Genomic DNA, 13,648 nt, shown 5'->3' with positions numbered 1-13,648 from the left:
CGGCCTCGTCGAGAAGAGGGAGGAAGAGCGGGGTGGCTCAGCGCTTCGACCAGGCGAGCGCCGGCCCCGTCGCGTAGCGCTTGCGCAGTTCGTCGGCGACCCGCCGGGAAGCGGGGGGACGCCCCCTTCGCTGCGCGGGTTCAGCCGTGTCGCCACTCCCGGGCGCGGGCGGCTCCGGCTCTGGCTCTGACTCGGGCTTCCGCAAGGGCGGGGGCAGGGTCTCCGCGCCGTTGCCGACATCGGTCTCGGCCGGAGAATCGGAGGTGTCCGGGCCGGATTCAACGTCGGAAGGCGGGGCGAAGGCGTTCACCGCCTGCGACGCCGACTCCTCGCGCAGCAGCCGCTCCAGTGAGTCGAGCCGGTCCAGCATGGGCGAGTCGGGCTGGGGCAGCACCATCGTGGGATCGTCCTTCGGCGTGGTCTCCTGGATCAGAGAGCGCCGTGCCCGGGCCGGGCTCGTGCCGAGCAGCCGCATCAGATCGGCACACTGCCGGGTCACCTCCGCCAGGGCGGGGCGGTCGTCGGCCTTGTGCGCCAGCATGGCCGACACGACGGGGGCCAGTTCATCGGGCAGCCCGGACAAATCGGGGCCGATCTCGGCGTTGACCACCTGCGCGGCCACCGCCTCCCATCGGGCGCCGTCGTACGGGTAGTGTCCGGTCGCCGCGTACAGAAGCACCGTACCCAGCCCGTACACGTCGGCGGCCCGCGTCACCTCCAGCTCCCCCAGTGCCTGCTCGGGCGGCATGCAGCGCACCGTGCCGATGACCATGCCGGCCTGCGTGAGCGAGCCCTTGGACGCCCCGACGAAGGCACCGAGCCCGAAGTCGATGATCACCGGGCCGAAGTCTCCGAGGACGACGTTCTGCGCCTTCAGGTCGCGGTGCACCAGACCCGCGTCATGCACGGCGGAAAGCCCCTCGGCCAACAGCGCGCCGAGGCTCGCCACGAGCGGTGTGGACAGGGGCCCCTGGTCCTTCACGACATCGGACAGCGGGCGGCCAGGGACGTAGTCCATGGCCAGCCAGGGCTGCTCGGCGAACGGATCCGCCTCGATGAAACGGGCCACGCGCCCCGTTCCCGAAATCGTGCGCGCGATCGTCGCCTCGCGTTCGAACCTGGCGCGTGTGTGCGGATCCGTGCGGTCGGGCCGGATCACCTTCACCGCGACCGGTTCACCCGCGACCGAGTAGGCGAGGTACACCTCCCCCATCCCGCCCGCGCCGAGCCGCCGCTCGACGAGGTACGGACCGATACGCGACGGCAGAGCCGCGCCGCTCACCGCACACCCCCTGTCTCCCCCAGAAAAGAACACCCTCGTCGGCGCACGGCCCTGGCTCTGCCGCGGAAGAAGCAGAGCACAAAGGACACGGACACCTACGAATGACCGCTACAGCCTACTGACCGGTGCCACCCGGGAGGAAGTGATCACACCGGACCGTGACCAGCTCCGGAATCCAGCCCGAATGCCCGGCCACGGCTACGGGACCGCCGCCCCGCTCCGTCCCGGCTGCGAGGTCAACAGGCTGCGCGTGTGAGAGCAGTCCGACGGACACAGCCGGGCAGAATCCGGCGGGGACAGGGAATAGCCACGTGCCCGGTTTCCATTGCCTCTCCTGTAAAGATCACGCCGAGGGGGACACTGGTGACCGACCTGAAGCTGTTCCGGCTGGATGCCGACGGCCGGGACGTCGAGCTGCGCGGCTCGACAGTGGCCCTGGAGGTCCAGTTGCAGCGCCGGATCGAGGCCGGCATGGAGTCCATGCTCGGTATCCGTTTCCTCGCATCCGAGTATCCGACCGGACCGTGGCACCGTGGCCGTATCGACTCGCTCGGCTTGGACGAGAACGGCGCGCCTGCGCTGATCGAGTTCAAGAAGGGTTCGGACAGCGGGGTGCTCTCGCAGGCCGTCTCCTATCTGTCCTGGTTGGAGTCGGCGCACCACGAGTTCGAGGCGTTGGTCCGGAAGGTGTTGGGCGCGGAGGCCGCCGAGTCGATCGACTGGCGTCGGCCGCGGGTGGTTTGTATCGCGGCCGGCTTCTCTCACCACGATCGTGTGGCCGTTCAACGGCTGCCCGAGCGGATCGACCTTGTGCGTTACCGCGTCTTCGAGGGCGGGCTGCTGAGCCTGCGGCTCGTCGACTCCTCGCCCGGCATGCCCGCCGCCGTATTGTCGCGGCGGCCCCGGGAGCGAGACGCGGCGGCCGCCGGCGCACCGACGGTACCGGTGGATCCTCCGCCGGCGAGCGCCGGCCGCGTCCCGCAGTGTCTGCGGGACCTGTACGTAGAGCTGGACGAGGCGCTCACGGCCTGGGGCGAGGTGGAAGTGGCGCCGCTGCGGCACTACATCGCCTACCGGCGGTTGGTGAACGTGGCTTCGGTGATCTTCCGCCCGAAGCACGAGGCGATTTTGATGTATCTCAGACTCGACCCGGACACGGTCGAGCTGGAAGAGGGCTTCACCCGCGACATGCGCGGTATCGGACACCTCGGGACCGGCGACCTGGAGGTCCGCGTCGTCTCGGCAGCCGTCCTGGAAAAGGCGGCGCCGCTAATCCGGCGCGCATTCGAGGCTGTCTGACGCAACAGGAGGGGCGGCTGGTGCATCGGTTAGTCGATGCACCAGCCGCCTCTTTTGCATCTGCGGGCCGTCGGCCTCGGCGTCTACGCTCTCACGCTTATGCCTCCGGTCCGGCCAGCTCGAAGTCGTCCTTCGTCAGTTCGGCCCGCAGCCGCGCCTCGGCGACGTCGGCGTAGTGCGCGGACAGCTCGACGCCCACGAAGCGGCGTCCCTCACGCAGTGCCGCGACCCCGGTGGAGCCACTGCCCGTGAAGGGATCGAGGACGGTGCCGCCCTCGGGACAGACCTGGACGAGCTGCTGCATGACCTCGACCGGCTTCTGGGTGATGTGAACCCGGCCCTTGCGGGGCTGGGAGGCGATGTAGTGGCCCGGCAGGTAGAGGTCGCGGGTGTTGTCGAGGGAGCCCTTGACGCCCCAGATAATGAACTCCGAGTCCTGCTTCGGCCCGCCCTTGCGGGGCCGGCTGGATGGCTTGATCCACGGGATCGTGCCGCTCCAGGTCCACCCCGCCATCTGCAGTGCGTCGGAGGTGGTCGGCTCCTGTCGCCAGTCGGTGAAGACCATCGCGACCGCGTGCTCGGTCGAGGCCCGGTACGCCTCGGTGAGCAGTGCGGTGAGCCAGGAGCGGTAGGAGCGCTGGTCGCGGTTCTCTCCCGGGAAGTTGGCGAGGTCGTGCGCCGAGTTGCTCGTGACGTACTTGGCACGGGCGGTACGGCCGGTTCGATCGGAGCTGGTGCGCCCCCCGGAGTTGTACGGCGGATCGGTGATCACCGCCTGGACGCTCTCGTCCGGGAGGGACTTCAGGACGGTCAGGGCATCGCCTCGGTGCAGCGTGTAGCTCATGGGGTGGGCCTCTCTTCGGGCACGGTGGAGTCTGGACCTGCTCCGGACAGCACTCAACGGTGTGCATCCGGTGCGAGGTGGCAGCGGAGGTTAACGGCGAATTCCGGCCGCACCTAACGAGGCGACTCCCCGCTTCGGGCCCCGGGACCGCAGTCGTTTGGTGTGGCCGGAATCCCGGTCTACTGTCTCGCCGTGCCACCGGGAGGGAGCGCTGCTCCACCCCGCTGAGCTGTGCTTATCCGTGCCGTCTCGTCCAATCGAGCAGCGTCGGAGGCATGTTGCCCATCTGCCCGCGAGCGCCGTGAGGAGGCTCCTGTGCACTGCCTGAGATTACGAGCGCGGCTGGCTGCCGCGCATGACCTGAGACCGGCGTCCAGGAGCTACCAACTCCGCTGACCCGGGCCGGCCGAAAGGCGGATGCACATCGGCGCGGTGCCGACGGCTTTGCACGAGAAGTCGGCACCGCGCCTCCTACGAACACCAAGGAGTCGCTGCGATGCAGCATGCCCTGAAACACCCGCGCTCCGACCCACCTCCGTCGCCTGGTCCGCACCGCCGTCGTGCTGAACGGTGGCGGCCGTGAAGAAGACGACGGGAGCCCTCGTCGGTCTGTGCGCCACCGGACCACTCCTGCTGGCACTGCCGGTCCTTGCCATCGGTGCCGGGACCGCCTCGGCCTCGTGCTCGACCGACGGTGCACAGCGTGTGGACGTCTCCGCCGTCGCCAAGCAGGTGAAGGCCATCCTGGACGGCGGTGACAAGGGCTCGGTCTCCGTACCAGGCCTGGACGCACCTGCCGATCAGGTGCCCAACGCCAAGACGATCCAGGCCACTGGCGTCGCGATGAACATCCCCGCCCGAGGGCAGGTCGTCGCCCTGGCGACCGCGCTGCAGGAGAGCGGTCTGCGGAACCTGACCTACGGCGACCGCGATTCGCTGGGTCTCTTCCAGCAGCGGCCGTCGATGGGCTGGGGCACGGCCAGCCAGATCCTCGACCCGGTGCACGCCTCGACGAAGTTCTACGAGGGGCTCAAGAAGGTCTCCGGCTGGCAGTCCCTTTCTGTCACCCAGGCCGCCCAGGCGGTGCAGAAGTCGGGCTTCCCCGAGGCGTACGCCAAGTGGGAGCCGCTGGCCACCGCCCTGCAGAAGGCCATCGAGCCCCTGCTGCAGAAGGCCGACGGTGGATCGCCGAGCCCGCCGCCGTCCGCCTCTGCCGACACCGGCAGCCCCTCCTCAGATTCCGCGGGCGGTTGTTCGTCGGACGGCGACGGGACGGACTTCGGCACCATCCCGGCGGGCGCCCTGCCGGACGAGTACAAGATCCCCGCCTCCGCGCCGCCGAAGGTGCAGACGGCGATCCGGTGGGCGCTCGGCCAGCTCGGCACCCCGTATCAGTGGGGCGGCACTTGCACCGACTCCCACGGCAAGAACCCGATGGGCCGCTGCGACTGCTCCTCCCTGATGCAGACCGCGTACAAGGCCGCCGGGGTCACCCTGACGCGGACCACGTACACGCAGGTCAAGGACGGCAAGGCCGTCTCGGTCGATGCCCTCAAGCCGGGCGACCTCCTCTTCACCGAAGGGACGGCCGCCGTACCGGAACACGTCGGGATGGCGATCGGACAGGGCCTGATCGTGCACGCCCCGCACACCGGTGACGTCGTACGAATCACAACCGTCGCGTCCTGGAAATCGCGGATTCTCGCGGCCCGCCGAGTCGTCTGACCGCCGGCGCTCCTCCCTCTCCTCACCTCCCCCTCGCACCGCTGGTTCGCCCCGCCGGGCTTTGGCGTGCACTCACTCGAACTGGAGTTCCAATGTATCTCGCTGACCAGGCCATACAGCTCGCCTACGACCCCGGAATCAAGCCGAACGAGGGCGGGCTCCCTGGCCTCAACGTCCTCAAGCAGGTAATGGGCTCGATCAACCTCTTCGGGCTCGTCGCCGTGGTCGGCGCCCTCGCCGTCAGTGCGGGCGTGTGGGCCTGGGGTCACCACTCGGGTGGTCACCAGGCCGAGGCGAACGGGAAGAAGGGCGTGCTGGTAAGTGCGGGCGCGGCCCTTCTGCTCGGAGCGGCCAACGGTGTGGTGGCGTTCTTCTCGACGCTCGGGACGCAGGTCCACTGATGGCTCAGCACTCCACCCACCCCGGCGGCGCATCTCGCGTGCGCCGCCGGGCGCTGCTCGGCACTGCCGTCCTTGCGGTGCTCGTCGCCCTCGCCGGCCTGGCTGCATACCTCACCCGCGAGAGTCGAAGCCCCTCCGATCCTGCGGCGCCACCGCCGAGTTCACCCACCGCGTCCTCATCGTCCGCGGCGCCGTCCGGACCGCACACCCGGCCCCGCGCTCTTCCCGTTCCGCCGAAAACCCACGACCCGATCACGTACGGGAAGGCCGCCGCAGCAGCGCTGTGGTCGTACGACACCCGCGCGTACTCGCAGCCCGAACTGCGCAAGGCGCTGCGCAGCTGGCTGACTACGGAGTCGAAGTACGCCGATCCGGCCTCCGTCGACCGAGTGGTCCCCTCGGCCGTGCTGTGGAGCGAGATGGCCGCCAACAAGCAGGTCGCCACCGCCAAGATCAACGAGGGGCACTTCCCGCACGCCTTCACTCAGGCCCTCCAGGACGACCCCGGGGCGATCACCCAGGCGTACGTCTACGCCGTCACGGTCTCCGGCAAGCAGTCGATTCGCTGGAAGGGCTCGTCCGCCGGCGGCGCGGAGAGCCGTTCCACCACCCTCGCGGTCCAGTGCCGACCCAACCGCCCTTGCGCCCTGGTCGGCGTCATGCCGTCCGTCGCGCCCTGACCCTCGCCCCAGAACGGAGGTACGACCCATGGGAGTCTGCGACTTCCCGCTGATGGACAAGGTGTGTGGCGCCGTCGACTTCGCCACCAACCCCGCCGGCACCGTCACCGACGGTCTCGGCGCGTGGATCGCGAAGTCGGCGGGCGAGCTGGCGGCCAGCGCGGCCGACCTGGCCGCCAAGGCCGTCAACAAGACGACGGCCATCGATCTCAATGCCGGGTGGTTCCGGGACAACTACGAGCTGTTGCTGCCCATCGGCCTCGTCCTGACCGTCGGCATCTTCTGCATCCAGCTCATGACCGCGGCCTGGCGTCGCGACGAACGTGCCCTCGCCAAGGCCGCGTTCGGCACCATGACCGGGGTCCTGTTCAGCTTCTCCGCCATCGCCTTCACCACCGTCGCCATCACCGTGGTCGACGCGTTGTCCGACGGGCTGTTCCAAGCGGCCAACACCTCGATCGACGATGCGATTCGCCGCGTGGTCAAGGTCGACCAGATGGGCGCGATGTACGGACTCGGCTGGTGCGTCTCCACACTGGTCGCCTTCGGGTGCGCGATCGGCGCCTTCCTCTACTGGGGCGTGATGGTCGCCCGCAAGGTCGGCGTCCTGATCATGGTCGCGCTCGCCGTGTTCGCCGGGGCCGGCGGGGGCTGGGAGGTCGCCAAGCGGTGGCGGCGCGGCTGGATCGAGGCCACCGGCACCCTGATCGTCTCCAAGCTCCTGATGACCGTCGTCTTCCTCATCGGCGTCTCCGCCATGGGCAAGAGCGACGCCAGCGACGGAATGGCAGCCCTGTCCGACGCGATGGCGGGCATCGTCGTGATGGTCCTGGTGCTGCTCTGCCCCTACGCGACGTACAAGTTCGTCCACTGGGCCAGTGACAGCGGCGGCCACGACGACATGCACCGCACCGGTGTCGCCGGCATGGCGGTCGCCGCAGGAGCCGCGAAGACCGCAGGCAGCCTCGCACTGCGGGCCGGTACCGGCGCTCCCGCTCCGCAGGGTCCGAACCAGGTCCCGGGCGCTGGGACCGATGGCGTCGCCTCCGGCATCAACCCGTCCGGTGGCACCCTCAGCAAGGAGGGCATCAACGCCGGGCCGCCCAAGCAGCAGACCCGCTTCCGGTACGGCGAAGACCCGGACGCGAGCGGCGACAAGGGCCGGGCTCTGATCCAGCGCCCCGGGATCCCGCCACTGATCACACGTCCTGGCGAGGACGAACCGGAAGGGTCCGAATCGACTGCCCAAGACGTTGCGGGCGGCTCCGGTCACCTCGCAGCCGCATCGGCTCCGGGCGGCGACATGACCTCCATGCCGCCAGCCGACCCCGGACCTTCGGCCTCGGGCACTCCGGCGTCCGCGTCCGGACCGTCGGCCACCGGCTCCGCGACGTCGACGAACTGGGTGTATCCCACCCAGCCGCCGTCGGGTTCCTGACCCACATCCCCGGGGGGGCGGGCCGCACTCCACGGCCCGCCCCCGCCGCCCCACCAGCAGGAAGGTTCCGCCATGACGTCCAGAAGAGCGCCGCGCGCCCCGTCCTCCGCCCGCTCCCACCGTCTGGAACCACCATGTCCGGCAAGCACCAGTCCTCCACTCCCACCGTGAAGTTCCCGCACCGCAGCAGGCGCGGCGTCCTGCTCGGCCTGACCGTCCCGCAGTTGGCCGTCGCCGGACTCACCGGCCTTCTCCTTCTCGCCGTGATCCTCGCCCGCGGTGTGGTCGGCGCCCTCCAGCTCATCCCGCTGTGGGCCGTGATCGCCCTGCTCGTCTTCGTCCGCCACCGAGGCCGTGCTCTGGCGGACTGGGCCCCGATCGTCGTCCGGTACGCGCTGCGCAGGATGCGAGGCCAGCTCGTCTGGCTCACCCGGCCCTCCCACCGGCCGACCCGCGAGGGACTGCTCCACCTCCCCGGCACCGCTGCCAGCCTGCGCGTGACCACTGCCCCCGATGGCAAATACGGCGCCGTCCACAACCCGCACACCGGGACGCTGACCGCTGTGGTCAAGGTCTCCTCCCGCGCCTACGCCCTGCTCGACCCCGGCACCCAGCAGGCCAACGTCGGCGGCTGGGGACGCGCGCTGGCAGCCCTCGCCCGTACCGGGCAGATCGCCCGCATCCAGGTGATCGAACGCACCATCCCCGACTCCGGCGACGCGCTGCGCCGCTACTGGGAAGAGCACGGCCGACCCGACACCCCGATGGCCGGCGCGATCTACAACGAGCTGATCCAGAGCGCCGGCCCCGCAGCCGCCCCGCACGAGGCGTACGTCGCGGTGTCCTTGGACACCAAGGCGGCCCGTCGGCTGATCAACCAGGCTGGCGGCGGTCTCACCGGTGCCTTCAGTGTCCTCGCCCAGCTCGCCTCCACGTTCGACCAGGCGGCGCGGACCGCGGGGCTCACCCCGACGGGCTGGCTCACCGCACGCGAAATCGCCGCCGTGGTGCGCACCTCCTACGACCCGAAGGCGCTGGCGACACTCGACCGCTGGTCCACGGCCGGTCGCCCCGAGGCCGAGCCCGCCGCCGCCGGCCCCGTCGTGGTCGTCGAAAAGGCGGACCACATCGCCACCGACTCCGCCGTGCACGCCACCTACTGGGTGGAGAACTGGCCGCGGACCGAGACCAGCGCCGGCTTCCTGCACCAGCTCCTGTTCACCGGCGGGGTGCGGCGCACGCTGTCGCTCTCCTACGAGCCGAAGAACCTCGACGCCGCCCTGCGCGACGTGCAGCGCAAGAAGTCCAGCGTGATCGCCGACGCCGCCGAACGGGCCCGGCGCGGCCAGGTCGACTCCGAGGCGGACTCGATCGAGTACCAGGACATCAAGTCCCGCGAACGCCAACTCATCGCCGGGCACGCCGACGTCGCCCTGACCGGTCTGCTGACCGTCTCGGCCGACACCGAGGACGAACTGCGCACCGCCTGCGCCGTCGTGGAGACCGCCGCTGTCGGCGCCCAGCTCGATCTCCGGCCGCTGACCTGGCAGCAGGCCGAGGCGTTCACCGCCGCCGCCCTGCCGCTTGCGCTCGCTGCCTGACCCTTCCCTTCGAAAGAGCACCCTCATGTCCCGCACCGCCAGCCCGACCGCGCAGGACTTCGTGCCCTTCGCCACCGCCGCGCTCGACTTCCACCGGGCACTCAACATCCCGGGCGGCCCGCTGGTCACCAGCCGGGCCGAGCTGGACGCCCTGCACGCGCACCTCGTCTCGCTGTACGGGCTGCTCGTCGCCCACGCCACTCGCACCGGGCAGCTCGTCGCGGTCGAGGGCGACCAGCTCCGTACCGCCCGCACCCGCATCTGGCAGGCCGCCGAGCACCTCCACGCCGCCTACCACGCGGCGCCCCGGCCGGACTCCGGCGAGATCCCCGCACCGGAGGCGTGCCAGGCCGGTCTTCCGGAGGGAGCACCGGAACTGACCATCTGCCAGCGCCACCAGCGCACCGCTCATCTCGTGCGGCGGCGCACCACCCCGGCCGACCTGCACGCCCCGTTCACCGGCCTCGTCCGCCGCTGACCCACCCCTCACCTGGAGAACCGTTCATGCCCCGTACCCGCGCCAGCGCCTCCCCTCTGTTCGTGCCCCGTAAGACGACGCGCGCCGAGCAGCGAGCCGCCCGAGCCGGTTTCACCGAAGCCCGCCGCCAGGCACGCCTCGCCGGAAACCCGCCCAAGCACCGCGCCGAGCAAACCCTCGACCCGGATCTGCGGCCCACCTACCCGCTCGCCGGTCGCCCCGGTCCGGCCTCCGCCCGCGGCGGCAAGCTCGCCCTGCCCGCCCACCGGATGACCACCGCCACAGCCAGCGGCGCATACCCGTTCGTGGCCGAGGGCGGCCTGGGCGCCGAAGGGGTGTTCATCGGCCGCGATGTGCACGCGGAAGCGGCCTTCTGCTTCGACCCCTTCTCGCTCTACAACAGCGGCAGGGTGGAGGGCTTCACCAACCCCAACGCGGTCCTGGCCGGCATCATCGGCATGGGCAAGTCGGCGCTGGCGAAGTCGATCGCCACCCGGTCGATCGCCCACGGCTACCGGATCTACATCCCCTGCGATCCCAAGGGGGAGTGGACCGGTGTCTCGCAAGCCCTCGGCGGCTACAGCATCGCCCTGGGCCCGGGGCTCCCTGGACGGTTGAACCCGCTGGACGCCCCGGCCCGCCCCGCCTCCGTGAGCGAGGAGGACTGGTTCACGGAGGTTCGCAAGCGCCGTCTGCTGCTGCTGGCCAGCCTCGCCCGCACCGTGCTGAAGCGCGACCTGCTGCCGATGGAGCACACCGCCCTCGACCTGGCCCTGGATCTGGTCGTCGCTGACGCCGCCGCCCGGGGCACGGTGCCGCTGCTCGGCGAGATCGCCCACGTACTCGGCTCCCCCGAACGCCTCGACCAGGCCCTCGGTCACCAGGCGGGGCACCTCGGTTCAGCCGCCCAAGACCTCGCCCATGCCCTGCGACGTCTCGTGCACGGCGACTTGAGCGGCATGTTCGACGCGCCGAGCACCGTGTCGTTCGACCCGACCACACCGATGCTGTCCATCGATCTCTCCCGTCTCGGCGGCTCCGGTGACGACACGGCACTGGTGCTCGCGATGACGTGCGCGAGCGCGTGGATGGAGTCAGCCCTCAGTGATCCCGATGGTGGTCGGCGCTGGGTGATCTACGACGAGGCGTGGCGGCTGATGCGGCACGTCGGGCTGCTGGAGCGGATGCAGAGCCAGTGGAAGCTCTCCCGAGGGCTGGGCATCGCGAACCTGATGGTGATCCACCGCCTCAGCGATTTGCTCTCGGCGGGCGACGCCGGGTCGCGCGGCCGGGTCCTTGCCGAGGGGCTCCTCGCGGACTGCAGCACGCGCATCATCTACCGCCAGGAGCCTGACCAGCTCGCCGCCGCTGCATCTCTGCTCGGCCTGACCGGCGTCGAGACCCAGGCGGTGTCCGCCCTGACCAAGGGCCGAGGTCTGTGGAAGGTCGCCGGGCGCTCGTTCATCACCCAGCACATCCTCCACCCGGCCGAGCGGGAGCTGTTCGACACAGACGCCCGCATGGCAGCTAAAGGCCATGGGTTCGAGTTTTCCGAAGGGGGCTCGTAGTCAAACTCACGGGTGGTGCGTCCAGAACAGTACTGGTGAGAGCTCGGGTTCGTCTGAGTCTGTCGAACGGAGGGCACCGATGTCGGCGCTGCCAGAACCGCGACCGAGCTGGCGGTACCAGGCCGAGGCGTGGCTGGCCGTTTACCGCCGAAATCAGAGGCTGTGAGCCTACTGGGCCGTATAGCCTCGTGGTCCGCCACTCACACGGCGACCCCGATGCAAGGAGGAAGGTATGGCCGACAGCCCGACGACGTGGGATGAGCTGCTGGCCGGACCGTTCAACATCCCCTTGGTAACGACCCACAACAGCGTCGTCCTCGCTGCTATGCGGGACACGTTGGATCTGACCGACGAGATGTTTCACCGGATGATGCGCGCCGATCACCTCCGGCTCACCCGGAACCTCGGCGAGCTGGGCATCGCCTACAGCAGCCTCACCAAGGCACTGATACCGGATCACCGCCGCAGGGAGATCGCTCTCCTCTTCGACTCCGCGGTGGCCTCCCTGAGCTCTGGCGGCTTCTACGGCATAGACGTGGCGGAGGCCTGGATAGCCGGTCTACCTCGGCTGCGGAAGGGAGTCCCGGTCAACTCGATCCTGCGCGGCGATATCCTCCACGACTCTGCCGGCCAGGTGCAGGCAGCCATGGACAAGACCGTCGTTTATCACCAGCCGTTCACAGTCGTCCACCCCTCTCAGGTGTACGTCGTGTACGTCACGAACCTGACCGAGGAGCAGGGCAACACACTTACCGCCAGCGCTGCTGAGCACCCTGCCTATATCGGGCACGCCGACTGCACTGACCGCAGCGCTCTCAAGGAGCACCTGGGTCTGTCCCTGATGAACTCTGGTCTTCGCGTGGGCGACATGATCCTGGAAGGTGTAAGCGACTACGGCGACGGGCCAAACGGCGCGCAGCTGCCGTTCGAAGCACTCGGCTTCACGCCCACGGCAGTGATCAACACGCAGTTCCTGCCGTTCCTCGGCTACCGCATCAACAGCCACCTCACCGGCATGAACCGCGAGGACAACCGCTTGGCGCTTACCACGCTCAGTCCTGACGCCGCGTACCTGGAGGCACCCGACATCTGGATGACCCCCGGTCGGTACGGATACCTCCAGGACGGTAAGCACCGGGACTCCATGGAGCAAGCCGGCCTGCTCCACCTGAGTCAGCCCGCGTTGGAGGGCGCGGTCAGCAAGCTGGTGGCGAAGGGGCACTTGTACAACCTGCGCCTCAACGAGTACGGGGACCTGCTGTACACGGCGCTGGTCGACGTCGAGGTGGACGGGCGGTACCGGACCTTCACGATCGGACTCCGGTTCAAGCCGGATGACAAGCGCGTCGAGCTGACGACCTTCTTCTGACCCCACCCCCGAAGGGCTTGCTGCCGTCGGGGGTGTCTACCCGGGCTCTTCGAAGGCTGGCACTACGCACACGAACTGGGTACCAGGGACTGGCGTTGGTCCGTGTCGGTGAATACCTAGCTCACCGAGCGGACACCGAACGGCCGGCGCAGACCGAGCGGGCTCGCGTCGCCCTGACCCGCTCGACGCACAACACCCCTGCCGTATCACCCTCTTCGCACCAGGTCCCGCCAGCATCGCATCCGCCGACTCCCGGTCGCTCGCGGTGATCCATAGCACACAGTCACGGCAGCGCCAAACTGCCCGATCACCGGATCCTCATGGACCACCGCACTCCTTCAAGCTCCACGCCCCCGGCGGCTCCCGCCGTGCGGCGGAGCGTTCGCAACGGAGAACTCCATGCACCACGAAACTCCGCCCCGGACGGCCGCGTCCGATCCGCGTCGCCTTCAGGCCGCCCTCTGTTCTGCGCTCGGGCAGCGCGGCCTGGAGGGCACCGTCGAGTACGGCCTCAGCGACTACATCGTCCACGCCGAGCTTCCCGACGGCAGTTCACTGATCATCTCGCCGCCGCAGGAGCCACCCTCCGAGCACCCCGAGCCCCCGGAAAGCTGGATGGTCACCCGCCACCGGTCCGCCGTCTACGAGGTGATCTACAACTCCGAGCCGGACGGTCCGCATGCGCGCCACGGCGGCAGCGTGCCGGACCTCCTCTCCGCTGTCGACGCCCGCCTGGACCAGCTTGGCGTACCACCACGCCAGGAGCAGGAACGTTCCGGCAAGGCGCGCGCCGCCACCGTGCTCCCGCCCGACTCCGCTCCATCCCGGGCGAGTGTCGCTCTCGCCTCTTCGCCGTCGGTCGGCCAGCGCGTGCTCCCGACCGGTCCGCCGCCGGAATCTTCCACGCGGGCCGCGCCGCCGTCGGCCAGTTCCTCATCCGCCCCCCGGCTCTGACCGACCGCG

12 protein-coding genes are annotated in these 13,648 nt (G+C 69.8%); 10 read left to right on the top strand and 2 right to left on the bottom strand.

The window, feature by feature from the left end:
- Window positions 1–37 precede the first annotated feature (37 nt).
- Entirely contained in the window at window positions 38–1,282 is a 1,245-nt protein-coding gene (locus ACVV2G_RS01215; RefSeq protein WP_453840638.1) for a serine/threonine-protein kinase, read from the bottom strand.
- Between the two features lie 363 nt (window positions 1,283–1,645).
- On the opposite strand from ACVV2G_RS01215, the gene ACVV2G_RS01210 reads away from it, so the two are divergent.
- Window positions 1,646–2,581, top strand: coding sequence for a DUF5655 domain-containing protein (locus ACVV2G_RS01210; RefSeq protein WP_453840637.1), 936 nt, complete (start codon window positions 1,646–1,648; stop codon window positions 2,579–2,581).
- Window positions 2,582–2,678: 97 nt separating this feature from the next.
- On the opposite strand, the gene ACVV2G_RS01205 is transcribed toward ACVV2G_RS01210, so the two are convergent.
- On the bottom strand, window positions 2,679–3,425 hold the full coding sequence (locus ACVV2G_RS01205) for a DNA-methyltransferase (protein ID WP_142201147.1): 747 nt from the start codon (window positions 3,423–3,425) through the stop codon (window positions 2,679–2,681).
- A gap of 579 nt (window positions 3,426–4,004) precedes the next feature.
- Here ACVV2G_RS01205 and ACVV2G_RS01200 point away from each other — a divergent pair.
- From ACVV2G_RS01200 to ACVV2G_RS01160, 9 genes are all read left to right on the top strand, one after another.
- A complete protein-coding gene (locus tag ACVV2G_RS01200; protein WP_453840636.1) occupies window positions 4,005–5,150 on the top strand; it encodes a C40 family peptidase in 1,146 nt (381 codons plus the stop codon).
- A gap of 92 nt (window positions 5,151–5,242) precedes the next feature.
- Window positions 5,243–5,551 carry a DUF6112 family protein gene (locus tag ACVV2G_RS01195; protein WP_453840635.1) on the top strand — a complete coding sequence of 103 codons (309 nt, stop codon included), beginning with the start codon at window positions 5,243–5,245 and terminating at the stop codon, window positions 5,549–5,551.
- Window positions 5,551–6,231: a hypothetical protein gene (locus ACVV2G_RS01190; RefSeq protein ID WP_453840634.1), complete on the top strand. Its 681-nt coding sequence runs from the start codon at window positions 5,551–5,553 to the stop codon at window positions 6,229–6,231. Before ACVV2G_RS01195 ends, ACVV2G_RS01190 begins: the two co-directional genes overlap by 1 nt.
- A gap of 28 nt (window positions 6,232–6,259) precedes the next feature.
- Window positions 6,260–7,669: an SCO6881 family protein gene (locus ACVV2G_RS01185; protein WP_453840633.1), complete on the top strand. Its 1,410-nt coding sequence runs from the start codon at window positions 6,260–6,262 to the stop codon at window positions 7,667–7,669.
- Window positions 7,670–7,803: 134 nt separating this feature from the next.
- Window positions 7,804–9,270 (top strand): SCO6880 family protein, encoded by a 1,467-nt coding sequence (locus ACVV2G_RS01180; RefSeq protein ID WP_453840632.1) that lies wholly within the window; start codon window positions 7,804–7,806, stop codon window positions 9,268–9,270.
- A gap of 25 nt (window positions 9,271–9,295) precedes the next feature.
- On the top strand, window positions 9,296–9,748 hold the full coding sequence (locus ACVV2G_RS01175; protein WP_453840631.1) for a DUF6238 family protein: 453 nt from the start codon (window positions 9,296–9,298) through the stop codon (window positions 9,746–9,748).
- A 26-nt stretch (window positions 9,749–9,774) separates the two neighbouring features.
- A complete protein-coding gene (locus tag ACVV2G_RS01170; protein ID WP_453840630.1) occupies window positions 9,775–11,316 on the top strand; it encodes an ATP-binding protein in 1,542 nt (513 codons plus the stop codon).
- Between the two features lie 232 nt (window positions 11,317–11,548).
- Complete coding sequence (locus ACVV2G_RS01165) at window positions 11,549–12,685, top strand: hypothetical protein (protein WP_453840629.1); 1,137 nt, start codon at window positions 11,549–11,551, stop codon at window positions 12,683–12,685.
- 399 nt (window positions 12,686–13,084) lie between these two features.
- Window positions 13,085–13,639 (top strand): hypothetical protein, encoded by a 555-nt coding sequence (locus ACVV2G_RS01160; RefSeq protein ID WP_453840628.1) that lies wholly within the window; start codon window positions 13,085–13,087, stop codon window positions 13,637–13,639.
- Window positions 13,640–13,648 lie beyond the last annotated feature (9 nt).

This window comes from Streptomyces sp. JK94, assembly GCF_053613315.1.
The sequence above is the reverse complement of the archived record's forward strand: the minus strand, read 5'-3'. Positions and strand labels throughout refer to the sequence as shown.

Excerpts from the sequence above, each read along its gene's own strand:
- ACVV2G_RS01205 (WP_142201147.1), bottom strand. The coding sequence starts at position 3,425 with ATGAGCTACACGCTGCACCGAGGCGATGCCCTGACCGTCCTGAAGTCC.
- ACVV2G_RS01195 (WP_453840635.1), top strand. The coding sequence starts at position 5,243 with ATGTATCTCGCTGACCAGGCCATACAGCTCGCCTACGACCCCGGAATC.
- ACVV2G_RS01190 (WP_453840634.1), top strand. The coding sequence starts at position 5,551 with ATGGCTCAGCACTCCACCCACCCCGGCGGCGCATCTCGCGTGCGCCGC.
- ACVV2G_RS01185 (WP_453840633.1), top strand. The coding sequence starts at position 6,260 with ATGGGAGTCTGCGACTTCCCGCTGATGGACAAGGTGTGTGGCGCCGTC.
- ACVV2G_RS01180 (WP_453840632.1), top strand. The coding sequence starts at position 7,804 with ATGTCCGGCAAGCACCAGTCCTCCACTCCCACCGTGAAGTTCCCGCAC.
- ACVV2G_RS01175 (WP_453840631.1), top strand. The coding sequence starts at position 9,296 with ATGTCCCGCACCGCCAGCCCGACCGCGCAGGACTTCGTGCCCTTCGCC.
- ACVV2G_RS01170 (WP_453840630.1), top strand. The coding sequence starts at position 9,775 with ATGCCCCGTACCCGCGCCAGCGCCTCCCCTCTGTTCGTGCCCCGTAAG.
- ACVV2G_RS01165 (WP_453840629.1), top strand. The coding sequence starts at position 11,549 with ATGGCCGACAGCCCGACGACGTGGGATGAGCTGCTGGCCGGACCGTTC.
- ACVV2G_RS01160 (WP_453840628.1), top strand. The coding sequence starts at position 13,085 with ATGCACCACGAAACTCCGCCCCGGACGGCCGCGTCCGATCCGCGTCGC.